This is a genomic window from Arthrobacter silvisoli (genome assembly GCF_003369445.1).
Lineage (GTDB): Bacteria > Actinomycetota > Actinomycetes > Actinomycetales > Micrococcaceae > Arthrobacter > Arthrobacter silvisoli.
Genome location: NZ_QRCU01000039.1, coordinates 125,108 through 147,687 on the forward strand (window position 1 = coordinate 125,108; position 22,580 = coordinate 147,687).

Consider the following 22,580-nt stretch of genomic DNA (forward strand, 5'->3'; position numbering starts at 1 on the left):
CGGCGCGGAATCGGGCGCGTGCCGTTACCGCAGATCCAGGAGCTCGGCCAAGGGGCGCCCGTTGATCCGGATGTCCGCCCGGGATGCGCCAGTGGCCGCGATAGCGGTCTGCGTAAGCTGGGCATCGATCCTGGGACTGTCGCACACTCCGCCCTGACGCAGTTCTCCGCGGAGGTCGACCACGGCCGTGGCTCCGTCCAGTCGGCCGGAAACATAGGTCAGGCCCGAGGCGGCGAGGGCGTTGTACAGGTTTGAGCCCGCCGGAACGCTGTCAGCGCCCAGCAGCCGGGCAATCGCGACCGCCATCGGGTCCTGTGGGGTGATTGCCGAGCCGGCGGATACCTGCCTTCCGGAGGCGCCGGAGCGCACTGCGACCAGGCTGTCGTTGCAGCCGAAGCGGGCGCCGCGGCGGCCGCCGTCGTCGATTGCCACGAGGTAAATGGCGGGGCCGGTGAGCGTCGCCAGATCCTCATCCGTGCCCGGCGCGCCGGAGCCTGAACTCGCAGCAGGCGTCCCAGTGGAAGACGGCGGCACGGGCGGCGCCTGAACTGAGGCGGGCGGAACCGCAACCGGCGCCGGCGTCGCCGGAATGACGTAGCCGTCCGCGCCGGGGGAGGTGGCCCCCGGCGCGGCGGGCTCGGGAGCCGGCGGGACGGTGGACGACGTCGCCTGAACCGGAGGGGTGGGCAGCCCAGAGGGCGCGGCGACCGCGGGACTGGGCGCCGGGACAGCCTCCCGAAGGGCCGGTCCGGGTGCCAGGCTTGCGGAATGCGCACAGCCGCCAAGCCCGAAAACCAGGCTGCATGCGAGCAGCATGCCGAAAGCCGGACTGCCGAAAGCCAGGGAACCAGGCGACGAACCGGCCGACACGCCGCGTGGCGGGGCGACCGCCGTCGAGCGTCCGAATCCGCGCGTACCCACCATGACAGCCCCCGAGCTACCCGGCAGCCCCATGGTCGCTGCCCATGGTTGCCGCCCCTTGCTTCAACCGTAAGGCCGGCAAATCAGCCGCGAAATGCCCCGGCGGTGACAGTTCGGCGTCAGCTCCGTCACGGATTGGTAGCGCGCCGGAGAGCCGCAGAAGGCTCCGTTCCGCGCGGAAATCCGGCGGAACGGAGCCTTGGAGCTAAGACCTCAACAGGGTCAGGCTGCCGCCTCTTCGGCGACGGCGGTGAGGGGCTCGAAGATGGCCTTGATCTGGTCGACGATCTCGGCGTCGTCCTTCGGGTGCAGTTCGGCGAAGCGGATCATGGAACCGGGAACGGCCAGCTTGACGTCTTCCAGCACCTTGGCGCCGGCGATGCCGACGGCCTTGCGGGCCTCGTCCTGTGCCCAGACTCCGCCGTACTGGCCGAAGGCGGTCCCGACGACGGCGGTCGGCTTACCGGCGAGGGCGCCGGCGCCGAAGGGACGGGACAGCCAGTCGATGGCGTTCTTGAGCGAGGCGGGCATGGTGCCGTTGTGCTCCGGGGTGACCAGCAGCAGGGCGTCGGCCCCTGCCGCGGCGGCGCGCAGGGCGGCGGCTTCGGCCGGAACCTGGCCTTCGACGTCGATGTCTTCGTTGTAGAACGGGATGTTGCCGAGGGAGCCGTAGACCTGGACATCCACGCCCTCCGGCGCGTTCAGGGCAATGGCTTCGGCCAGCTTGCGGTTGTGGGAGTCGGCGCGAAGGCTGCCAACCAGGGCGAGAACGGTGTTCGTGGTCATGGGAAACTCCTTGCTTCTGTCCCGCGGCCGGAGCCGTCGGACGCTTGTTCTGAGGCTGGATGCCTGCCTTTCACTAGACTAAACGGACTACGGTCCGGTTTGTATTCCCGCGACTAGAATGTTTCTTGTGAGCCTCATCCCAATCCGCCCGGAGGGTTCTTCGGGGCCGCCGTCCGAGCGCAGCGACGCCGCCCGCAACCGCGAGCGTCTCCTGCAGGCTGCCAGGGAACTCGTTGCCGAGCGCGGCGTGGACGCCGTCACCATGGACATGCTCGCCTGCCGGGCGGAGGTGGGCAAAGGGACGGTCTTCCGCCGCTTCGGCAACCGCGCAGGCCTGATGATGACCTTGCTGAGCGACGCCGAAGCCGAGTTCCAGCAGCGGTTCATCTTCGGACCCCCGCCCTTGGGTCCCGGCGCGCCGCCGGTGGAACGCCTCATGGCCTTCGGCGAAGCCCGGATCAGGTACATCGACAAGTACGGCGAGCTCGCCAGGGCCGCGGAGCATTCCCCGCACAACCGCCACGCGGCCCCGCCCGCCCTGCTCTGGCACCGCCACCTCGAAATGCTGCTGCGCGAGGCCGGCGTCGACGATCCCTGGCTCATGGCATCGTTCCTGCTCTCGACCCTCGACCCGGAGCGCGTGCTCTATGCACTGCGCAGCCAAGGGGTCGAGGCTGCCCGCATCGAGGCCGGCTGGCGCGAATTTGCCGGCCGCCTCCTGGGCTGCCCGCCTGGTGCGAAGTGACTGGCTCTGACGATTGTGAACTGCCGTCATCCGTTGATAACGATCCGGACGCCAGCTGCCGCCTGACTTGGCGCAGAACCATTCTGGAACGCCGGGCCACCGAAGGATGGGGGAGCGCCGTGGGGCACATCCGAACGATCCTGGATAAGACCCGGCCCGCGTGCGGCTCCGCCGGAGTAGCCTTGGCAGCATGACGCCAGCTTCCCGCACCCCCATCCGTGCCGCCGTCGCCGGCTACGGCCTCTCCGGCAGCGTCTTCCACGCCCCGTTCCTCGCCGCGGACCCGGCCTATTCGCTGGACGTGATCGCCACTTCCGACGCCGGTCGCCGCCGGGCGGCAAGCGGGCGCTATCCGGGCGTGAAGCTTGTCGACCGGCCGGAGGACATCCTCGCGCTCGCCGGGGACCTGGACCTGATCATCCTCGGTACGCCCCCGGCAAGCCACTATCCGCTCGCGAAAGCTGCGCTGGAAGCCGGGCTCGACGTCGTCGTGGACAAACCGTTCACCGTGCACAGCGCGCAGGCGCGGGAACTGATCGGGCTGGCGGCAGGGCTCGGCCGGGTGCTCACCGTGTACCAGAACCGCCGCTGGGACGGCGACGCCCTCACCGTGAAGAAACTGCTCGACGCCGGCGTGCTGGGCCGGGTGCTGCGGTTCGAAAGTTCCATGGAGCGCTGGGCCCCGGAGATCAGCAAGGCGTGGAAGGCCGGTGCCGGCGTGGATGAGGGCGGCGGGGTCCTCTACGACCTCGGCACCCACGTGCTGGACCTCGCGCTGCGGCTGCTGGGACCTGCGACAGTCCGCTACGCGGAAATCACCGCGCGCCGCGCACAGGAACGCGCCGACGACGACGTCTTCCTGGCGCTCCGGCACGACTCCGGCGTCATCAGCCACCACGCCCTGAACCTGAGCAGCCGCCTGCACGGCCCGCGCTTCCGGATCCTGGGCAGTGACGCCGGCTTCGTCAAGTACGGAGTCGACCCGCAGGAACCGTTCATCCTGGGCGGCGGACTGCCCACGGACCCGGCCTATGGCCTGGACGCCCAGGAACACTACGGCATCCTCGAGCGCGACGGCGTGCAAACGCCGGTTCCCACCGAACGCGGCGCCTACCAGGAGTTCTACCGGATCCTCGCGGACAAGATCGCCGACGGCGGAGCCTCCTCTGCGCTGCCGCTGCCGGTGGATCCTGAGGACTCGGCCGCGGTGCTGGAGCTGATCGAACAGGCGCGGAAGATCGCCCCCTGAGAGATTTTTCCGTGAAGGAGTAACTTTTCCGGAACCGCTGGCGATGTAAGGGTCGTGCGGGCAGCGCCCCGCGCCACTGACCACCGGCAGCCGACCGTTGCTGCCGTGCCAAAGCCAGACATCTGTCGGAGGGTTCCATGTCCATGTTCACTGTCCTTGCCACCAGCAAAGTCGCCGCTGGCCTGCTCGCCGCCGGAGCCGTCACCGTGGGCGGTTCCGGCGCCGTAGCCTTCGCCGGAGTGCTTCCTGCAGACCTCCAGCAGAAGGCCCACGATCTGATCGGCGCACCCGCTCCGGCCGTTCAGGACGTCGAGGGCGAAGCCGCTGCCGCGAAGGCGAAGGCTGCCGACGCGGCCGGTCAGGCGCAGTCCAAGGCGTCCGCCGCCGTCGACGTTGCGCAGGCGAAGATTGCGGACGCTATCGAGGCTGCCAAGGCCAAGGCGGCCGACGTCGCCCTGCCCGAATCCTTCGGCCTCTGCAAGGCGCTGCTCAGCGGCGGGCTGAACGCTGATGCAAAGATTCCGGGCTACCAGTCCCTGGCGGTGGCCGCCGGCGGCGAAGGCAACGTCGGAACCCATTGCGAGCACCTCGTGGCGGGTGTGGAAGCCGAGTTTGCTGCCCGCGGTGCGGCCGACGCCGAGGCCCACGCGAGTACAAACGCTGCAACGCCGGCAGTGCCTGCAGTCCCGGCGGCGCCCGCGGTTCCAGCAGTTCCAGCAGTTCCTGCAGTGCCGGCAGCTCCTGCAGTGCCCGCCGTTCCGACGGCCCCGGCTGAGCTGCCCGGCCATGTTGACGGACCCATCGATTCCGTCCGTCCCTAGCCCCACGGCTAGGGTTTAACGACGTGGGGTTCCCTGTTTTCGGGCAGGGAGCCCCGCCACGCAACAGACGGCGGCGCCGGTCCCCGCATTATCGCAAGGACGGAACGGGCGCCGCGTGGGATGGAGGGCCGCGGGTGCTTGACCCCTTGGCTGAGGAATATGTGCAGACGGACGCGGAAGACCCCGCGCTGCTCTTCACGGCTGCCTACAACAGCTTCTCCGGCCAGGTCCTCGGATACCTGCGTGCCCGTGGCGTCAACGATCCCGAGGCGGTCACTCAGGACGTCTTCCTCGCGCTCTACCCGAAAATCCCGGCCCTCCACGGGGGACTCCAGGGGGCCAAGTCCCTGCTTTTCTCTATCGCGCACGCCCGCCTGGTGGACCACTACCGGAAGCGGGAGCGTGAGCCGGCCTTCAGCCCCTTCGAGCCGGGGCTGGACGAGCGCCGCACACCGTCGGCCGAGGCGCAGGCCTTCGGGCACGGGGACGGTCTCGGCGTAACCGAACTGCTCGACGGACTCAGGGACGACCACCGCGAGGTGCTGGCACTACGGGTCGTGGCCGACCTCTCACTGGAAGAAACGGCCGCCATCATGGGCAAGACACAAGGAGCCGTGAAACAACTGCAGCGCAGGGCCTTGCTCGCACTCCGGGAGTGCGCGCAACAAAGGAATGGCACATCATGAGCGAACACCGCCCCGACGGCAGTGCCGCGGGCATCAACCGGCTGCTGGCCGAGTCCGGCTTGGAGGACGCCGCGGACATCCGGGCTGGACTGCTGGAACTCCGCTCACTGGCGGACATCCCCCCGGAGCCTTCCGCCCAGCTCCGTGCCCTGATGGTGCCTGCCACGCCGGCCGCTGGTGACGCCGGCGGCACGGCGCCTGTCGACGAACTGGCCGCCCGCCGGAGGAAGCGCCGCCTGGCGGTGACCGCCGTCGCCGTCGCTGCTTCCCTTGCCGTGGGAGCCACCGCGGCGGCAGCGTCCGGCGGCGGCATCCCCGCTGTGTTGAGCCACCTCGGCAATGCGGTGGGCACCGCCGTCTCCCGGGTGCTCCCGAGACCGGCCGCTCCCCCCGCGGCTCCGCCGGCACTACACCGCAGCCCCCGGCCAAACGACCCGACAGACGCCCCCGCGGCAACCCCGGTTCCTTCGGTCAACGCCACGCCTGGCGCCGGGAACCTCGCCCCGGTTCCGCATCGGTCCGGCGCATCTCCCGAAGGTAGCATCCCCGGCCTCCCCGGGAACCGGACCGTCAAGCTGCCCGTGCCCGTACCTACTGTGCCGTTACCGCTTCCGGCACCAAGGCTGACGGGAGGTCCGGCAAACCCTGACAGGACCTAGTACTGCGTCTAACCGTCGCCGGGTTCTCGTCTTCAGCCGGGACCCGCCGTCGCTGGCCACAGGCTCCCTAAGGTTCGTGCGGGCACCCAAGGACCATCGGCAGCCAACCGTTGCTGCCATGCGAAGGCTGGACGCTTGTCTTTAATGGGCATTGTCGGTGTCGGTCGGCCAGGCAATCCGGAGATGCTGGTCTCCCTGCCACGACCCGCAGGTCGTGAATTCAGCGGGACCGTCACTGGAATCGGGAACCCAAGCGGACCGATGGCCTGGCAACTCGGATATGGCCATCGTCAGAATCCCCGCAGGAGTCGGTTGAAGTCCCACGCCGGCAGCTTTGCCGGCCGCTTCCTTCGCTGTCCAGATCTCGGCCAGCTCCTCAGGCCCACGCCGCGCAACCTCGGCTCGCTCGGTTTTCGAGAGTGCCCAGTCCATCAGCGCAACAGCATCGGTGGCAATTCGGCATTCGACATCAATGCCGATCGGAACCGTTGAGACCGCTAAGGCTGTCATGGATGCAGTGTGAGAGACGGAGAAGTAGGCACCGTTGAACGCGAGCGGAAACTGCCTGTTTGGACTGCGGAAATACCGGCGGGCGGATGCGCCGAGGACACGTGCCACCAGTTCGGCGCCCACATCTTTGTCCGGCCCCGATGGCGCGGTGAAGATCTCGGTCTTCATGAACGGTGGGTGACAAATTCCAAACAATTGATATTTCTCAAAATTCCGACTTGATGCATGCACATGCACTAGTTTATATTGTTGCATGTACATCAAACGACATGCGTCGGTGGGGGTGGTGTGCACCAGTCCTTGGCTACCCCTGCGCATGTCCAAAAGGGGGAATGCATGGGCTCGACAACGAAGAGCACGATCGGCACGGGCCGGTTGGCGGTGTCTGCGGGCAAGGTCGTCGACGCGGTTGCCGGGATTCGGGAAGGCCGCGCTGGAGACCGATTCGGCGTTTACAGGGCCGTCAAGAGTGGTCGACTCGTCGATGAATGTGCGGAATTGCTCAACCGCGGCGGCGTCGTGGCGCTTGTGCCCGCCGCCTCGTCAGAGTCTTATGTAGAGGCGATTGCGGAGCAAATCGAGTTTTTTGTCCGCTCACAGGCAGAGGCCGAACCGGCCGAGCGTGGCGGGATTCTTGCGCTTCCGACCTCGGGCTCGACCGGGGCGCCGAAGCTGGTGGCTCTTCCCGTTGCAGGGATCGAGCGGTTTGTCCGTTGGGGTGCGGCCTACTTCGGTTTTGGGCCCCTGACGGTCTCGCTGAGCTTGAGCCCGTGGAACTTCGATGTTTCCCTGCTTGACACGTGGGCCGTCCTCGCAGCGGGGGGCTCTGTAGTCGTGGCCGATACCGCCCGTTTGCACGATACTGCCTACCTTGCCGGACGTCTTCGTGACCACTGTCCGACGTTCGTCCAAGTGGTGCCGTCGACTCTGGACGCGTTGGTGAACGCCGCAGACGGTGCGTCGTATGCATCCGTTCGCGATGTGGTCCTTACCGGTGGTGTCGCTTCCAGAGCTAGCCGCATCTCCGCCGCCCGGATGTTCCCCAGGGCCAAGTTCCATAACGTGTACGGTGCGACCGAGATCAACGACTGTCTCATCGAGACGATGTCCGCGGTACAGTTCGCGGAAACGGAGACGCTGCCGCTGGGATCCCCGATCGATGGCTGCGAAGTCTTCTTAGACTCTGACGGCGGAACCCAGTCTGTCGGGCACCTGCATGCCGAGGCCGAAGGGGAGTTGCTGGTACGTACGCCGTGGATGGCGCTCGGCTACATTACCGACGGGGCACTCCGTCCGCTGACAGCCCCCGGCGATGACTTGTACCCCATGAAGGACCAGGCTTCTTGGTCGGACGGGCACCTTCACTATCTGGGGCGCCGGGACCGGACACTTAAACTCCGGGGCCAGCGCATCAATCTCGACGAGATCGAGCAAGCGGCACGCCGGACCGAGGCCGTCGGGATGGCCTGCGCCTGGGTCGAGGAGACGGGCGGTGCGCAGCAACTTCACCTGGCGTACACCGCGCCCGGCCCCGAACACCAGGTGCCGTCGGGACTTCGGCTCCGTCTGGCGATGAGTGCACGGCTGCCCGCCTTTGCCATGCCGAACCTTCTTCACCCCTTCACTGCGCCCTTTCCGCTCAATGGAAACGGCAAACCAGACCTGTCCAGCATCAAGTCACGCATCGAAAGCGAGTAACCCATGCCCATCCTCAATGACGTCAAGAACTACATCGTCGAAAAGTTCGCCACGGACCTCACAGCGGAAGAGCTGCCATCGGACCTGGACTTGCTGGCCACAGGAATCCTGACCAGCATCACCACAGTCCAGCTGCTCGGGTGGTGCGGGCGGACCTACCAGATCCCGATCAACTCGATCTCCATCAATCCCGATGACCTGAAGACTCCCGAAGGTATCGCGTGTTTCATCGAGGCGAACCGAAGCAACGTCGTCGCGTCCTAAGACACTCAGCCGTCAGCACCCACAAGAGAAAAAGAGAAAACCGCATGTTCACCAGGTCCAAGAACGAAGTCGCTGCCGTCGAGTGGGGCAACGGCACCAGCCACCGCCTTCTCGTTGAGGCCGACAATATGGGCTTCGCCGTTGCCCACACCCTCGTCCGTGCCGGGACAGAGTCCAAGCTTGAGTACAGGCGCAACCTCGAAGCCTGCTACTGCATCAAGGGTTCGGGCAACGTTGAGGACACCGAAGGAAACCTCTTCGCGATCACGCCCGGGGTGATCTACGCCTTGGACGGCAACGAGCCACACTTTCTTCGCGCATCCGAACACGAGGATCTTGAACTCATCAGCGTCTTCAACCCGCCCATCCGAGGCGATGAGAAGCATGTCCTCAGCGACAGCGGATTCAGCACTTATTAGGAAGCCAGAATGACGACAATAACCGAAGACCGGTGGTCCGGCTTCATCAAGGAACTCTCCAAACCGGCTCACGAGTCGGAAAGGACTCAGCCCGGGGATTTTGCTGCAGGGCTGTGGGAAGCGGCGTCGGACAGCGGGGTATTCGCCACCTTTGCCGAGGCCGGAACCCACGCCACGGGGATGAAAGCTGCCATCAGCCGGATGCGTGAGCTGGGGAGGACCAGCCCGGACCGCGGGCTGACCTTCTCAGCTGTCACACAGCTCGCCAGCACGATCTACTGCCTGCGCGCATTCGCCGACAAGGCACTCTGCGACCGCTATCTGCCAGGAGCCGAGTCTGGAACGGCAATTGGCGGGCATGCCATCACCGAGCCCGACGCCGGCTCGGACGTGATGAACATGACCAGCACCGCGACACTTTGCGGGGAGCACTATGTCCTGACCGGCGCGAAGTGCTTCATCACGAACGCGCCGGTCGCTGCGACCCTGATTGTCTACGCCAAAACCGTCGAAGACGGGGTCGACAAGGGCATCTCAGCCTTCCTGGTGGAGACCAACTGGCCAGGCGTGGACACGTCGAAGACCATGGAAACCGCCGGGCTCCGGACATCGCCCATCGGCGAAGTCACCTTCGATAATGTCCACGTACCCGTCACCCAGAGGGTGGGGCACAGCGGCGCCGGGCTCCTGATCCTGGACCAGGTCATGAAGCGCGAAATCCTCCTCGCCTTCGCCGGAAACATCGGCGAGATGGATCAGTTGGTTGCCCGCTCCGTGCATTACGTGAACAACCGCAAACAGTTCGGAACCAGCATCGGCAGCAACCAACTGGTCGCGAACCGCATCGCGGAGACCCAGATCGCCATCGAACTCGGCGCCGCGCTCCTGGACTCGGTCGCCGACCGACTCGACGGCTTCGATGACGTCACGGTCGCGATCGCCGCGGCCAAGATCTTCATCAGTGAGGCCAACGTGGACTCGGTGGTCAACGCCATGCGGGTCCACGGCGGGAACGGCTACCTGGATTCCTCGCCCTTGGGCGGGTACCTGCTCGACGCTGTTCCGGGCGCCATCTATTCGGGATCAAATGACCTGCTGCGGACCAAGATCGCCACGATGTTGGGAATCCACTCATGACCGGACACAACCCCGCCCTGACGGCAGATACACCGGTGTTCGATTACGACAACCCGGCAGTCGCCCGGTTCGTCAACGACGCCGGATGTTACCAGGCGCCGAGCATTGCCAAAGCCGTCGAGCGGCTCCATGATGCGGTCCGCGACACCATCGACTACAACGTTTTCAACGTTTCGCTGCATCCGGACCTTCGAGCCTCCGGCGTCGTCGCTGAAGCCTCCGGCTTCTGCCTGCACAAGAGCATCCTCTTTGTCGCGGGCTGCCGGAAGCTGGGCGTTCCTGCAATGCTATGTTCCGATGTCGTCACCAACCATGTCGCGGACGCCGCGATGCTCGAACTCGTTGGCGGCGAAGAATTCCTGCACTGGTATGCCCGGATCTACCTGAACGGACGATGGATCAAGGCAGCGCCGATCTTCAACGCCCTGCTGTGCGCCCTCTACAACGTCGATGTCCTTCGCTTCAACCCGAATGGGGACTCGATCGAGCAGTCCAACGGCGCCAGCACGAAGATGCTTTATCGCGGCGAGCAGCGCAGTTATCCCGAGCCGGAAATGGTCGAGTTGCTGCAAATCATCCAAGACAAGCACCCGAAGATGGTCACCGATCACGGGCGCACGCCGACCTCGATGGCCCTGAGTGCCGCGGCAATGGCACGTTAGAAAGGAAAACAGGCATATGTGGAACTACGACGGATGGGAATCCGAATTCAAACTGGGCCTCGTCACCCCGCACGCGGACATCGGCCCCGAGGCCGAAGCCCAGGCGATGCTTGACGGAATGCGCGCCACGGTCCACGGGGCGCGTGTGGATTTCAGCCCGATGCACCCTGGCGGCACCATCGATGAGAAGATCGCCCACGACCCGGTGCTCCAGTTCATCGCGCCTGAAGTCATTGACCGGACAGTCGAGAGCCTCTCAAGTTCTCCATTGGATGCCATCGGTCTGGCATTCACGAGCTCTTCGTTCAAGATCGGTCCTGCCCGGGAGCAGGAACTCCTCGCACGACTGGCCACGGTTAGCCACGGTATCCGGCTGAACACCACGGCCACCGCCGCCGCGGCCGCGGTCCGACAGTTGGACCTCGACAGGATCGCGATAATGGCTCCGTCGTGGTTCGATGATGAGCTTTGCCAGGCCGGCGAGGCCTACTTCAAGGAACTCGACCTCGACATCATTTCGGCAACCCCGAGCGGGCCCACGGGCGGACCGCTCGCGATCACCCCTGCCACAACCACCGACGCCGTCGAACATTTGGTTCGCAGCACCGGGGCACAGACGATCTTCATTGCAGGCAACGGCCAACGGGCCATCGGCGCCATCGAGACCATCGAGGAGAAGCTCGGCATTACTGTCCTGACTGCCAACCAGGTGCTCCTTTGGGCCAGCTTGGAAGGCAGCGGGCTCCGGAGCAGGATCGCCGGTTACGGGAGGCTATTCGCCGAAGGGTGACGCAAAGGACCGTCACCTGCTATGGTTATGTGCATGTACATGGAATTTTCGGAGGGCAAGGCAGAGGCCGGCGCGCGCAACCTCAGTGCATCCTGGGCCCAGGTGGTCGCAGTCGTTGCTGCCGTGGACACCACGCTCGGCAAGTGGCTTGTCGACAACTACGGCCTAGGCCTGACCGAATACCGTGCCGCACTGCTCCTGAGCAGGGCATCCGGCCGCGAACTGCGGATCACCGAGCTCGCGCAGCGCGTGGGCCTCAACCAGAGCTCCGTGACGCGCCTGGTTGGCCGCATGGAAAGTAAGAAACTGGCGTTCCGCGACACCTGCCCGGACGACAAGCGCGGCGTTTACGCGGTCATCACCGAGCATGGACTGGACACGATCAAGAGAATTCGTGAGCCCTACGAGGCGAAGATCTGCGAACTGCTTGGAAACGCGGCAAAGCAGTACCCCCAGCTTGACCTGGTCGATCTGGACCGATCCTTCGCAACCCTGAGCGGGCTTATTTCCTGAGGCTCCGCGCCTTCACGGTGTTTTTTTACCTAAGTTCATGCATGCACATACAGAATAATGGAAGGGAGTGCCACCCATGACCATCAAGGTTGACGTTTTCGTTGACTATGTTTGTCCGTTCTGCTTCCTGGCTGAAGGAGCGTTGGACGAGCTCCGGCGGGACCCCGGAGTGGAGGTGACGATCAGGCCGTTCGAACTCCGTCCGGACCCGGTTCCTACACTTCGGCCGGAGGACGAGTATCTTCCGCGGATCTGGAAGGACGCTGTCTACCCGATGGCTGAACGGCTCGGCATCGATGTGGCGTTACCAACGGTCTCGCCCCAGCCCCGCACCGAGAAGGCGTTCATCGTGCTCCAGCTGGCCCAGGAGCACGGGAAGGCAGAAGGCTACTCGGAAGCAATGTACAAGGCGTTCTTCCAGGACGACCGCGACATCGGGCAGGACGAAGTGATCCTGGATGTTGCGGCCTCCGTTGGGCTGGACTCCGCCGACGTCATGATCGCCCTGCAAAGCGTCGAGCGTCGTGCCCGGCAACGCTCCGACCAGGACTACGCCGCCAACACGGTGGGAATCACTTCGGTCCCCGGCATCGTGGTCAATGGCCAGGTCCTTCCCGGTGTTCCCAGCGCGACCCGCCTGAAGAAGGTCATCGACCAGCTCCGCGTCGAAGCAGGCACCCTCGGAGCTCTGCGGTGAATACCTCGGTTTTCCAGAACGTCATGGATGAAGCTGTAAGGAAATGCCTTGCGCATGTCCAGGCCGGAGGGCTGCCCTTTGTCGGCGTCGTCGTGGACGGTGCGGAAGTCATTTCCGGGTTCGGCGTAAACCGGGTCCGCGAGACCCGGGACCACACCGCGCACGCCGAGGTTGTCGCAATGAGGGATGCTATGGCTTCCCGGGGCCGGACCGAGCTCAGCGGAGCTACTCTCCTGGCCACGGGGGAGCCTTGCGGATTGTGCTACCGCTTCGCGCTCGACCATGGCATCGAGTCGATCCATGTCGCGGTCGACCGGGACGAGGCCGCAGCATGGGGCTTCGATTACCGCGCCAGCTACCCGGCCTTTGGGATCTCCGACACGCGACGCGCCGAGGTCTATCACCACCTCCCAACCGAGCACGGGCTCGAGCCGTTCGCCCGCTACCGCCAAACAATCATCTAATACGGGCACTGACTTCGCCGCCCGTCACCCACGAAAGGATTTTCAACATGAGTTGGCTCTACCTCGGCATTGCCGTGATCTTCGAGGTCGCCGTCGGCATCTTCGCCGGAAAAGCACAAGGGTTCACCAAGCTTTGGTGGACGATCGGCACCCTCGTCGCCGGTGCAATCGGCACGTTCTTCCTCAGCCTCGCGCTGCTGACCTTCGACGTCGGCGTCGGCTATGCCATCTGGACGTCTGTATCCGGTGTCGGGATCGTCATCGTCGGCGCACTCTTCTTCTCGCAGCGCCTGACCCTGAAGAAACTCCTCGGAATTGCCCTCATCATCGGTGGCGTAGTCGGCCTTAACCTGGCCGGAACCGCCTAACCCGATCCTGCCGCGAAAGGAACCTCATGACCACCACCACGCCCATCAAGGAAACGCCCGTTGCAGTCAGCGAAAGGAAGGCCGGCCCTTGGGCTTCCTTGCTCCTGGCCGGAACATTTGAGGTCGGCTATGCGCTCAGCGTCAATGGCAGCCGGGGATTCACCGACCTCGTCTGGTCGCTCGTTGCAATCGTGTTCTTCCTGTTCACGCTGTTCTTCCTTAGCGTTGCGCTGAAAAAGATCGATGTCGGGATCGGCTACGCCGTGTGGGCTGGCTTGGGCACGGCCGGCGCCGCCCTGCTGGGCCCAGTCTTCTTTAGCGAGACTCTCACCCTGGCCAAAGCATTCTGGCTCATCGTCATAGTCGTTGGCGTCGTATGGCTCAAGCTGGCCGACAGCCCCGTGCTTGAAAGGAAAAAGCCCGCCAAGGCGGCAGAACCTCATTAGACACACGGATTTGGTTCTTATGCCGACCCGCCCGATTACCTCGGCTTGAGTCCAAGCGGGCTGGCAAACTGTGAGACTCGAGGCCCCGCACGCCGGATGCGTGCGGGGCCTTCCATATTCTGCGCCGTGCGCTTTTCCTCGTGATCGCCACCCGAAGTCTAGCCCCGCCCCGAATACCGCGGGTCGAACACCCCGGTTAAAGCCCGACGGCGGGTTCCCGTCTTCTGCAAGCCGGGAACCCGCCGTCGGAGTCGGTACCGTGTGGAGGCTACGCGGAGACGAGCTCGTGCCAGTCGGCCACCAGGGGCAGGCCGTGGGCCTCGGACACCGAGTGGTGCGCTACGTGGCCGGCGGCGATGTTGAGGCCGGCGGCCAGGGCCGGGTCGCGGTCGAAGGCGGCCTTGACGCCCAGGTTGGCCAGGGCCACGGCGTAGCGCAGGGTGACGTTGGTGAGCGCGTAGGTGGAGGTGTTCGGAACAGCGCCGGGCATGTTGGCGACGCAGTAGAAGATCGAGTTGTGCACCTTGTAGGTGGGTTCCTGGTGCGTGGTGGGGTGGGTGTCGGCGAAGCAGCCGCCCTGATCCACGGCGATGTCCACCAGCACGGAGCCCGGCTTCATGCGGGAGACCAGTTCGTTGGAGACCAGCTTCGGTGCCTTGGCACCTGGGATCAGCACGGAGCCGATCACGAGGTCGGCATCCACCACGGCCTTTTCGATCTCGTAGGCGTTGGAGGCTACCGTCTTCAGGCGGCCTTGGTATTGGGCGTCCAGTTCGCGCAGGCGGTTGATGTTGATGTCCATGATGGTCACGTCGGCACCGAGGCCGAGGGCCATGGCGGCGGCGTTGGTGCCGGCCACGCCCGCACCGAGTACCACGACCTTGGCGGGGCGGACACCCGGGACGCCGCCCAGCAGCACGCCCTTGCCGCCGGCCGGGGCCATGAGGGAGTTGGCGCCCACCTGCACGGACAAGCGGCCGGCTACCTCGGACATCGGGGCCAGCAGCGGCAGTGCGCGGCCATCCTGCACGGTTTCGTAGGCGATGGCGGTGACGCCGGAGTTGATGAGCTCCTGGGTCAGTTCGGGCTCCGCGGCCAGGTGCAGGTAGGTGAAGAGGATCAGGCCCTTGCGGAAGCGGTGGTATTCGGCGGCAATGGGTTCCTTGACCTTCATGACCATGTCGGCGCGGGCCCACACGTCATCGGCTTCGGGAACGATCTCGGCGCCGGCGATCGAGTATTCCTCGTCGGTGATTCCCGAGCCCAGGCCTGCGCCGCGCTCCACCAGCACGGTGTGGCCGTGGGTGCGGAACTCGTGAACTCCGGCCGCAGTGATGGCTACACGGAATTCGTTGTTCTTGATCTCTTTGGGGACACCGATGATCATTCTTGGGCTCCATTTTCGAAAGGCTTGTTGGGCCTTTGGGCGGTGGGGGACTGTGATTCCAGAATAGATCCGCTGTGAGCCACCAGACAGGAAAGCGCTCGACGGCGGCGAGCGACTTCCGCGTGATTCCGGGGTTTTTGGGTTCCGTAGCTCGACAAATGTCGAGGTGGTGAGCGGCAGGTGTCGCCTGATGTTGGACTGGCGGGGGAGGGGTCCCGGTGGGCCAGCCTTCAAGCTATTGCTGGTCTGTTTACGGTCATCACTTGCCCGGACGCCCCATGATGATGCGAGCGTCCTGATGCATCGCTTCGGCAAACCCGGGATTCCGGACCGCGGTACTGTGGTCTTCGACCAGGCCGGTGCCTGCGCATTCGCGCACATCGAAGATCGCGGCAGCTACCGCCCGCTTGTCCTTGTATGGCCCGGACTCGAGCAATATGGCCCCGGTCGTTGCGATCAGGCGGAAGCGCAACTGGAGATGGTCATCGGTAAAAACTTCAAAGTGTCCAGCCATGACTACGACCTTTCAGTCCTTCGTTCGGGAGCATGCATCCCGGATTGGACCGTCCTGCGCCAATCCCGGGACCCGGCTCACTGATGGCCTGCCAGTCCCTAAGACTGGCTTGTGGACGAGGGAGTCCAACAGAAGTCAAAAGCGATTCGGAAGCACTGACAACACCAGAGCTTGCCCGGTTGTGGGTATCATTATCGGTTTTCGGAATGGATGGCTTTAGGGACCAAGGTCCTTGTCATGTGGCCCCTGACGAATGCCCAAATCGGAGACGCGGGCCCGCCACTCTTGCAGGCCGCCGGTCCGCGCATCCGCCGCTCAGAAGGCAGGCATGCAACCGGTTGACGATTCGAAGATCTCATGACTCACCGGCGTCGGAATGGGTAGCATTAACTGGAAAGATGCTGGTGGGCTTTCACTCAAGGGGACCTGGAGTGAAGCAGGCAGCCGCGGGTGAAGCTGGCCGATTATCGAGGTGCTTTCTCGTGTGGCGTGAACCGATGCGGCGGCGGAATCGCGAACTTCTGCGTGAGTTCGTGGAGCTGGCAGATGGACTCGTGCAAGCTCAGGAAAACATGGTGGGCTTGTTAGGGGCAGTCGTTTCCCTGGCGGAGGACCTGAGCCTGGAAGCGGTGCTGGACCGCCTCCTCCGGTCCGCATGCGAACTTGTCGGTGCACGGTATGGAGCGCTGGGCATCATCGGCACTGACCAGGGTCTTAGCCACTTCATCACCGTCGGTATCGACGAGGAAGGGGTCCGGAGCATTGGTGATCTTCCGTCCGGCCACGGAGTCCTCGGACAGCTGATCCGTGATCCCCGCCCGTTGCGGCTCCACGACCTCGGTGAGCACCCCATGGCCGCCGGCTTCCCGCCGGGTCATCCGCCCATGCGAACCTTCCTTGGTGTTCCGGTGCGCGTTCGGGATGAAGTGTTCGGGATCCTTTATCTGACGGAGAAGACTGGCGGCAGGGACTTCACAGAAGAGGATGAAGACCTGGCAGTTGCCCTTGCCGCTGCTGCCGGACTGGCGATCCAAAACGCGCGGGTGTTCGAGGACATTAACTGCCGCCAGCTGTGGTTGGAAGCGGGCATGGAAACCAGTGATCAGTTGAGGGCAAGCCCTCGATCTGACCTCGAAAACTTCGAGATCATTGCGGAGCGCGCCCAGCGGGTATCGGCCTCGACGTTGGCCCTCGTCGCATCACTGGCGGACGACGGGAAGGTGCGCTGCGAGGCCTGCGTGGGTGCTCAGTCACCACCGGGCGGCCAGGAAATGCCTGCTCGGGCAGTGTTGCTTGAAGTTCTCAAGAGCCGCGGACCCAAGGCTCTGCCGGACCCGCTGCAGGTGTTCGGCCCGAAGTCAGCCGAGAAGCTCGGGCCTGTGCTGATCGCACCTCTGGCGGCCAGTAACCACGGACACAGCGGGACGCTGCTCATCCTCGCCAGGCCCCCTGGCGGAACACGCTACACGCAGGCCGAGATCGAATCGAGCGCGGCCTTCGGCTCGCGGCTGGCCTTGACGCTGGATCTGCTGCGGGCAAGCCGACTTCGCGAGGAACACACATTGTTTGTCGACAGGGAAAGGATCGCGAGGGACCTCCATGATCTGGTGATACAACGGCTGTTCGCGGCGGGGCTGAACATTCAAGGTCTGCGCCAACGCACCTCGGATCCGGTTTCCCAAGAGCGGATGGACAGCGTGACATCGGAACTGGATGACTGCATCCATCAGCTGCGGGACACCGTATACGCTCTCGAGTCAAGACCCCTGGGCCAGGAGGTCCTCAGTGGCCGCATTCTCCGCGTTGTTCAGGAGGCTGCCCAAGCCGCTGGCTTCATACCGAGAATCGATTTGTCAGGCCCTGTCGATGACGTCGTGGAAGGCGACATCGCCGAACAGCTGATCCCGGTGCTGCGCGAAAGCGTCTCCAACGCCGTCCAACATTCAGGATCCCAAGAAATCCAGATCCGCCTGGCGGCCCAAGATGGCGAAGTCGTGCGCACGGTGAGCGACGACGGCCGAGGTTTTGCGAACCCCGTGAAAACCCGTGGACTGGATAGCCTGAAGAACCGGGCAGCAGGCTTGGGCGGAACCTGCACGATCGACAGCGTGCCGGGAAAAGGCACGGTCGTGACTTGGACCGTGCCCGTTATGCACTGACCAGTGGTCCGGTCTTTCTCCTATCTCCATAGGGTTAGGCTCCTGCCGGTCCGCATTGCGGGTTGCAGCTTCCGGTGGGGGCGGAATCCCAGCTTCTGCAGCACAGATGACACACGCGTATCCACCTCCGCTGCCGGGAGGTACAGATCGCGACCGATCTGCTCATTCGTCAATCCTTGAGCCATCGACGAAAGTATGGTCCGTTCCTGCCGCGTCATTGACTTCAACCACGGAGCGGAAGACACCAGCCGCAGGTTCTCGGCAACCCGCTGCCTGAGTTCCGGCTCCATGAGCGGATGCCCGGCAGCAGCAGCCCGGATCTTCTCGATCAGGCCCGCAGTGTTGCCGAGTTCCTTGCCCACGTAACCTGACGCCCCTGCAAGAACTGCGGCCCGTGCGGCGTGTTCCTCATCCCAACCAGTCAGCAGCAGGCAGTGCACCCTTGGCGCAGCCGTCCGCAGATCACGGCACACCTCGATTCCCGTGCTGTCACGAACGATGTCCTCGATCACTGCAACGGATGGTTCCAGCCCGGGGATCAGGCGCCGTGCTTCTTCGGCTGACGCACCTTCACCTGCGACCTCCAATCCATGCACTTCGCAGAGCTCCCTGAGTCCCTGCCGGAGCATCCCGTGGCCGCTCAGGATGAAAATCCGCGCAGGAAGCACGGGAAGCGAAGCCTCGTTCGAGTCTCTGACTTGTGCATCCATGACAACGCTCTCATCGGAAGGGATCCCTCGGCAGCCACTGCATCCATCCCGCGGCTGGGGGCCGGAAGGAACCCGATTTCATCTTCCAGCGCTTCCGGTCCGGCCATCAGGGCCAAAGGTCCGTTACCTGCCAGCGGCAGACGGCGACCTGGACGCGAGTACGTCCGGGTCAAGAACCTTCGTGTTGCCTTCTCCGATCGCACCCCTGGCACGTTCCGCCTGGAACGGCCCCACTGGGTTTCTTGACCGACTGGGTTTCTTGACCGCGATCAGCCCTTTCGGAACTGAACCAAGCCTCAAGGGGTCTTGGTCTGCTCCAAAGTGCAGCCACCGATGCTCCCTTGGGTACAGTGCGCGAGGGTCTCAGGCCCGCTGAGACCCGCCATCCGGGGGCTGGCCGCGCACTCGCCATTGGAACGAATGTTTCAAGAATGATTCGTCATGTGATGTTTGTGCCATATGGCTGAAACCAAGCGTCCCTATCCTCGACTTCCATGGATCCCAATGCCTCCCTGACCGCCCAATCCACCGGCCCCACTGCCTCCCAAGCCACCCGAAAACCTGCCGGCCCGGCCCGCGGAACCAAGGCTCCGCCGTCGGGCCCGTTCTACAAGTCCCTCTTCCTGCAGATCCTGCTTGCCGTGGTGGCCGGCGTACTGATCGGCCACTTCTGGCCGGATCTCGGCGCAGCGCTGCGGCCCCTCGGTGACGGCTTCATCCAGCTCATCAAGATGATCATCGCCCCGCTGATCTTCCTCGTGATCGTCACCGGAATCGCTGCCGTGGGCGACGTCAAAGCGGTGGGGCGCGTGGGCGTCAAGGCCCTCGTCTACTTCACCGCGGCAACGCTCTTCGCGCTGGCCTTCGGGCTGCTGGTGGGCAACCTGGTGCAGCCCGGCGCCGGGCTCAACATCGATCCGAACTCGCTCAGCCAGGACGCACTGAACGCCAAGACCGGCACCGCCCCGCCCAAGGACGCGGGCCAGTTCCTGCTCGGCATCATCCCCACCAGCGTGGTGGGAGCCTTCGCCAACAACAGCCTGCTCCAGGTGCTGTGCTTCTCGGTGTTCTTCGGATCCGCCGTGGTGGTGATCGGCCGGGATCGCTGCGCCCCGGTGCTGACCCTGATGGAGACCGTGCTCGAGATCTTCTTCAAGATCATGGCCTGGGTCATGAAGGTGGCGCCGGTCGGGGCGTTCGGCGCCATGGCCTTCATCATCGGCCAGTACGGTCTCGACTCCCTGGGTACCTACGCGGTGCTGATCGCCGCCTGCTACGGGGCCGCCGTCGTCTTCATCGTCCTGCTGTTCCTGGTCGCCTGGGGCGTGGCCCGCGTGCCACTGTGGCAGTTCATGAAATACACCCGCGAAGAGTTCCTGCTCGCGCTGGGCACCGCCTCCACCGAGTCGGTCATGCCGCGCATCATGGCCAAGCTGGCCAATGCCGGCTGCCCGCGCAGCACCACCGGTCTGGTCATTCCCACCGGGTACTCCTTCAACCTCGACGGCGCCGCGATCTACCTGTCCATTTCGCTGCTGTTCCTGGCCCAGGCTTTCGGGCACCACCTCGACCTCGGCCAGCAACTCGTCGCCCTCGGAATCCTCATGCTTACCTCCAAAGGCATGGCCGGCGTCCCCGGCTCGGCGTTCCTCGCCCTCTCCGCGACGGCGGGTGCGCTGGGCATCTTCCCGGTGGCCGGCGTCGCCCTCCTGCTCGGGGCCGACCGCCTGATGGATTCCATGCGCGTGGTGGTCAACCTGCTCGGCAACTGCGTGGCCACTTTCGTGGTGGCCAAGTGGGAGGGCGGCTTCGACCGCGAGGCGATGCTTCGGGCCTTCCGTGGAGAGGAAGCGGAGCTTTCCCGGCAGTAGTCTTGCAGCATGCAGCAGGACGTGGAACAGCTTGTCGAGGAAGTCGCGCTGAAGCTCGGCCGCGGCCTGTCTTTGGAAGACCTCGACGGCGTGCTGCTCGCCTACAGCTCCAACCAGTCCCACGCCGACCGTGTCCGCGTGAACTTCCTGCTCAGCAAGAAGGTCCCGGCGGACGTCAGCGCCTGGCAGCTCTCCCACGGCATCGCCACGGCGGTGCGCCCCGTGGTGGTCCCGGCCAACGACGAACTGGGCATGCTGGGCCGTGTGTGCGTCCCGCTGCTGGTGCGCGGCTTTCGGGTGGGGTACCTCTGGGTACAACAGGACGTTGAAGAGCAAAGCGCGACGGCGATCCTCGCCCAGCTGCCCGGCGTACGGAACGAACTGGACCTGCTGGCCGGGCTGCTGCTGGAATCCAACACCGCCGAATCGGAGTTCCGGCGCCGCCGGGAACGGGAGTTCCTGGCCGCCTGCGACGGCGAATCGAATGCGCTCGCCGCGGTGGCCGGCTGGAAGGAAATCCAGGGCAAAGCCCCGTGGCAGTTGGTGGTGGTGCTCGACGCCGGGGGAGGCGACGGCGTCGGCGATCCCCTCGCAGCGACCCTCATTCACCGCTCGGCCGCGCTGCAGTCCACCATCGGCGTCGACTCGGTGCTGTTCAGCGCCGGAACCGAGACGCATGCCGTGATGCTCTTTCGTGAAACCGCCGGGCGCGCCATCCACGCCCAGGTCCTGGTGCACTATCAGCTGGAACTCGCCAAGCGGGCCGGCCGCAAGGTGGAGCGGGTGATCCTCGGCATCAGCGAACCCCTGCCGGTGATCCGCGGCCTCGGCCCCGCCTACCGGCAGGCCAAGCTCGCGGCCCAGGCCGCCGCCGTCGACCCCCGCCTCGGCGAGCTGGTGGACAGCCGTGCCACCGGCATCTACCAGCTGTTCGACCGCCTGACGGCGCCGGGCGGCTGGGACGACCATGGCTCAGTGCACTTCAACACCCTTGAAGCCGCGGACCGCAACGGGGAACTGCTGCCGGTGCTCGAGCTGCTGTACGACAGCGACGGCTCGGTGCAGGAAGTCGCGAAGGAACTGCACCTGCACCGCAGCAGCATCTACAACCGGTTGACGCGGATCCGGCAGCTGATCGGCGTTGACCCGCTCAACGGGGGAGTCCGGCTGGAACTGCACGCGGCGCTCAAGGCCAGGAGATGGGCGGCGCGGCCGCGGATCTGAAGCGCGGTCGTTCAACTGTCGGGGTTCAGCCGGGGCTTAGCTGTCGGCGGGGTCGCGGAGCGGGATTTCACCGGCGTCGGGCTGGGCGGTGCGGCGCCGGGCGAGCCGGTTGTCCACCCAGAAGGCGACGGCCACGAACGCCACACAGGCGAACATGAAGGTGGCCACGAAATTCAGTCCCATGAGGGAGCCCAAGGGTGCGGCAACGGCCATCGCGGCCAGGCCCGCCAAGATATGCCATCCCTTGAAATTTCGCACGGGTTAAGGGTATCGCCGGGGGTGCAATCCAAGGCCCGCTTCGCTGGGATTGTTGCTTGATCCTTATCACGCCGTCATGTGTCGCGGGGCGGGCGTCATTCTTGCCCGGCAGGCTCTCCGGCTGCGGGGGCGGCCGGATCCGCGGCCTTTTTCCGGGCTTTCTGGGTTTCGAGCCAGGCCATGATGTCGCTCAGCCGGATGCGCCGGTGCGAGCCGCGGTATTCCACGGGGATTTCGCCGCGGTCGGTCATATTCCGCAGGTACGTGTGCGAGATGCCTGCGAGCTCCGCAGCCTGGGAGGTGGTGAGCATTTCCTCGACGCTGCTGACGCTCACGGCATCGCCGCGGCTGAGCCTCTGGAGCATGTCGACAACGGCGTCCCGCGCTGTGGCCGGGAGGCGGTGGACGGTGCCGTCCACGAACACCGTGATGTCGTTGCTGTCCTGGAGGGAGCGGGCCAGGTTCCGGGCGTCCCCGGCGGGCAGGCCGGGAGTGATGCGGGGTGCTCTCAGTGCCATGGGAGAAGCCTAATGCCACTGGGCGACCGGCTGTGGCCCGGGTTGGTTGCAGCACGGGTACGCGGAAGGCTTGCGGCTGTTCCCGGGTCGTGGGTGAGCTGCGG

Annotated in this window: 27 protein-coding genes; 19 read left to right on the plus strand and 8 right to left on the minus strand. The window is 65.0% G+C overall.

Features of this window, described 5'->3' with window-relative positions; genetic code table 11:
* Nucleotides 1-24: 24 nt before the first annotated feature.
* Both DWV11_RS11355 and DWV11_RS11360 read right to left on the minus strand, forming a co-directional pair.
* Nucleotides 25-816, minus strand: coding sequence for a GerMN domain-containing protein (locus tag DWV11_RS11355; RefSeq protein WP_115789091.1), 792 nt, complete (start codon nucleotides 814-816; stop codon nucleotides 25-27).
* A 327-nt stretch (nucleotides 817-1,143) separates the two neighbouring features.
* Nucleotides 1,144-1,707: an NAD(P)H-dependent oxidoreductase gene (locus tag DWV11_RS11360; RefSeq protein ID WP_115788993.1), complete on the minus strand. Its 564-nt coding sequence runs from the start codon at nucleotides 1,705-1,707 to the stop codon at nucleotides 1,144-1,146.
* A 127-nt stretch (nucleotides 1,708-1,834) separates the two neighbouring features.
* Here DWV11_RS11360 and DWV11_RS11365 point away from each other — a divergent pair, with 127 nt between their 5' ends.
* The 5 genes from DWV11_RS11365 to DWV11_RS11385 all read left to right on the plus strand — a co-directional run bounded on the left by DWV11_RS11365 (nucleotide 1,835) and on the right by DWV11_RS11385 (nucleotide 5,867).
* Entirely contained in the window at nucleotides 1,835-2,452 is a 618-nt protein-coding gene (locus DWV11_RS11365; protein ID WP_210725724.1) for a TetR/AcrR family transcriptional regulator, read from the plus strand.
* 190 nt (nucleotides 2,453-2,642) lie between these two features.
* Complete coding sequence (locus DWV11_RS11370; RefSeq protein WP_115788996.1) at nucleotides 2,643-3,701, plus strand: Gfo/Idh/MocA family protein; 1,059 nt, start codon at nucleotides 2,643-2,645, stop codon at nucleotides 3,699-3,701.
* Between the two features lie 137 nt (nucleotides 3,702-3,838).
* Nucleotides 3,839-4,522 (plus strand): hypothetical protein, encoded by a 684-nt coding sequence (locus DWV11_RS20130; RefSeq protein WP_168404677.1) that lies wholly within the window; start codon nucleotides 3,839-3,841, stop codon nucleotides 4,520-4,522.
* 134 nt (nucleotides 4,523-4,656) lie between these two features.
* Nucleotides 4,657-5,208 carry an RNA polymerase sigma factor gene (locus tag DWV11_RS11380; RefSeq protein ID WP_115788998.1) on the plus strand — a complete coding sequence of 184 codons (552 nt, stop codon included), beginning with the start codon at nucleotides 4,657-4,659 and terminating at the stop codon, nucleotides 5,206-5,208.
* Nucleotides 5,205-5,867: a hypothetical protein gene (locus DWV11_RS11385; RefSeq protein ID WP_115789000.1), complete on the plus strand. Its 663-nt coding sequence runs from the start codon at nucleotides 5,205-5,207 to the stop codon at nucleotides 5,865-5,867. The genes DWV11_RS11380 and DWV11_RS11385 overlap by 4 nt, the downstream gene beginning before the upstream one ends.
* Before the next feature lie 141 nt (nucleotides 5,868-6,008).
* Here the strand turns inward: DWV11_RS11385 and DWV11_RS11390 are convergent, their stop codons facing one another.
* On the minus strand, nucleotides 6,009-6,671 hold the full coding sequence (locus DWV11_RS11390) for a 4'-phosphopantetheinyl transferase superfamily protein (RefSeq protein WP_168404679.1): 663 nt from the start codon (nucleotides 6,669-6,671) through the stop codon (nucleotides 6,009-6,011).
* A gap of 42 nt (nucleotides 6,672-6,713) precedes the next feature.
* Here DWV11_RS11390 and DWV11_RS11395 point away from each other — a divergent pair, with 42 nt between their 5' ends.
* From DWV11_RS11395 to DWV11_RS11445, 11 genes are all read left to right on the plus strand, one after another.
* Nucleotides 6,714-8,075, plus strand: a complete 1,362-nt coding sequence (locus DWV11_RS11395) for an AMP-binding protein (protein WP_115789002.1) — start codon at nucleotides 6,714-6,716, stop codon at nucleotides 8,073-8,075.
* Nucleotides 8,076-8,078: 3 nt separating this feature from the next.
* The gene (locus DWV11_RS11400; RefSeq protein ID WP_115789004.1) at nucleotides 8,079-8,339 is read left to right on the plus strand and encodes an acyl carrier protein; all 261 of its coding nucleotides are present in this window, start codon (nucleotides 8,079-8,081) and stop codon (nucleotides 8,337-8,339) included.
* A 44-nt stretch (nucleotides 8,340-8,383) separates the two neighbouring features.
* Nucleotides 8,384-8,758 carry an ectoine synthase gene (locus DWV11_RS11405; protein ID WP_115789005.1) on the plus strand — a complete coding sequence of 125 codons (375 nt, stop codon included), beginning with the start codon at nucleotides 8,384-8,386 and terminating at the stop codon, nucleotides 8,756-8,758.
* 9 nt (nucleotides 8,759-8,767) lie between these two features.
* A complete protein-coding gene (locus DWV11_RS11410; RefSeq protein WP_115789007.1) occupies nucleotides 8,768-9,895 on the plus strand; it encodes an acyl-CoA dehydrogenase family protein in 1,128 nt (375 codons plus the stop codon).
* Nucleotides 9,892-10,557 (plus strand): transglutaminase-like domain-containing protein, encoded by a 666-nt coding sequence (locus tag DWV11_RS11415; RefSeq protein ID WP_115789008.1) that lies wholly within the window; start codon nucleotides 9,892-9,894, stop codon nucleotides 10,555-10,557. The genes DWV11_RS11410 and DWV11_RS11415 overlap by 4 nt, the downstream gene beginning before the upstream one ends.
* 16 nt (nucleotides 10,558-10,573) lie before the next feature.
* Nucleotides 10,574-11,347, plus strand: a complete 774-nt coding sequence (locus DWV11_RS11420; RefSeq protein ID WP_115789009.1) for a maleate cis-trans isomerase family protein — start codon at nucleotides 10,574-10,576, stop codon at nucleotides 11,345-11,347.
* A gap of 33 nt (nucleotides 11,348-11,380) precedes the next feature.
* Nucleotides 11,381-11,860 carry a MarR family winged helix-turn-helix transcriptional regulator gene (locus tag DWV11_RS11425; RefSeq protein WP_245953563.1) on the plus strand — a complete coding sequence of 160 codons (480 nt, stop codon included), beginning with the start codon at nucleotides 11,381-11,383 and terminating at the stop codon, nucleotides 11,858-11,860.
* A 76-nt stretch (nucleotides 11,861-11,936) separates the two neighbouring features.
* Complete coding sequence (locus DWV11_RS11430; RefSeq protein WP_115789011.1) at nucleotides 11,937-12,557, plus strand: DsbA family oxidoreductase; 621 nt, start codon at nucleotides 11,937-11,939, stop codon at nucleotides 12,555-12,557.
* The gene (locus tag DWV11_RS11435; protein WP_245953564.1) at nucleotides 12,554-13,021 is read left to right on the plus strand and encodes a nucleoside deaminase; all 468 of its coding nucleotides are present in this window, start codon (nucleotides 12,554-12,556) and stop codon (nucleotides 13,019-13,021) included. The genes DWV11_RS11430 and DWV11_RS11435 overlap by 4 nt, the downstream gene beginning before the upstream one ends.
* A gap of 47 nt (nucleotides 13,022-13,068) precedes the next feature.
* Nucleotides 13,069-13,389, plus strand: a complete 321-nt coding sequence (locus DWV11_RS11440) for a DMT family transporter (protein WP_115789013.1) — start codon at nucleotides 13,069-13,071, stop codon at nucleotides 13,387-13,389.
* Between the two features lie 26 nt (nucleotides 13,390-13,415).
* Nucleotides 13,416-13,835, plus strand: coding sequence for a DMT family transporter (locus DWV11_RS11445; protein ID WP_115789015.1), 420 nt, complete (start codon nucleotides 13,416-13,418; stop codon nucleotides 13,833-13,835).
* Between the two features lie 268 nt (nucleotides 13,836-14,103).
* Here DWV11_RS11445 and ald read toward each other — a convergent pair whose 3' ends face one another.
* Both ald and DWV11_RS11455 read right to left on the minus strand, forming a co-directional pair.
* Nucleotides 14,104-15,222 (minus strand): alanine dehydrogenase, encoded by a 1,119-nt coding sequence (gene ald / locus DWV11_RS11450; RefSeq protein ID WP_115789017.1) that lies wholly within the window; start codon nucleotides 15,220-15,222, stop codon nucleotides 14,104-14,106.
* Nucleotides 15,223-15,481: 259 nt separating this feature from the next.
* A complete protein-coding gene (locus tag DWV11_RS11455; RefSeq protein ID WP_115789018.1) occupies nucleotides 15,482-15,736 on the minus strand; it encodes a YegP family protein in 255 nt (84 codons plus the stop codon).
* A gap of 431 nt (nucleotides 15,737-16,167) precedes the next feature.
* Between DWV11_RS11455 and DWV11_RS11460 the strand changes: the two genes are divergently transcribed.
* The gene (locus tag DWV11_RS11460; RefSeq protein ID WP_342767740.1) at nucleotides 16,168-17,895 is read left to right on the plus strand and encodes a GAF domain-containing sensor histidine kinase; all 1,728 of its coding nucleotides are present in this window, start codon (nucleotides 16,168-16,170) and stop codon (nucleotides 17,893-17,895) included.
* 20 nt (nucleotides 17,896-17,915) lie between these two features.
* On the opposite strand, the gene DWV11_RS11465 is transcribed toward DWV11_RS11460, so the two are convergent.
* Entirely contained in the window at nucleotides 17,916-18,605 is a 690-nt protein-coding gene (locus DWV11_RS11465) for a response regulator (RefSeq protein ID WP_115789019.1), read from the minus strand.
* 494 nt (nucleotides 18,606-19,099) lie between these two features.
* Between DWV11_RS11465 and DWV11_RS11470 the strand changes: the two genes are divergently transcribed.
* Both DWV11_RS11470 and DWV11_RS11475 read left to right on the plus strand, forming a co-directional pair.
* On the plus strand, nucleotides 19,100-20,476 hold the full coding sequence (locus DWV11_RS11470) for a cation:dicarboxylate symporter family transporter (RefSeq protein WP_115789020.1): 1,377 nt from the start codon (nucleotides 19,100-19,102) through the stop codon (nucleotides 20,474-20,476).
* 9 nt (nucleotides 20,477-20,485) lie between these two features.
* Complete coding sequence (locus DWV11_RS11475) at nucleotides 20,486-21,700, plus strand: helix-turn-helix domain-containing protein (RefSeq protein WP_115789021.1); 1,215 nt, start codon at nucleotides 20,486-20,488, stop codon at nucleotides 21,698-21,700.
* A gap of 36 nt (nucleotides 21,701-21,736) precedes the next feature.
* Here the strand turns inward: DWV11_RS11475 and DWV11_RS11480 are convergent, their stop codons facing one another.
* Nucleotides 21,737-21,958: a hypothetical protein gene (locus DWV11_RS11480; RefSeq protein WP_115789022.1), complete on the minus strand. Its 222-nt coding sequence runs from the start codon at nucleotides 21,956-21,958 to the stop codon at nucleotides 21,737-21,739.
* A gap of 95 nt (nucleotides 21,959-22,053) precedes the next feature.
* Nucleotides 22,054-22,476 carry a helix-turn-helix domain-containing protein gene (locus tag DWV11_RS11485; protein WP_115789024.1) on the minus strand — a complete coding sequence of 141 codons (423 nt, stop codon included), beginning with the start codon at nucleotides 22,474-22,476 and terminating at the stop codon, nucleotides 22,054-22,056.
* Nucleotides 22,477-22,580: the final 104 nt, after the last annotated feature.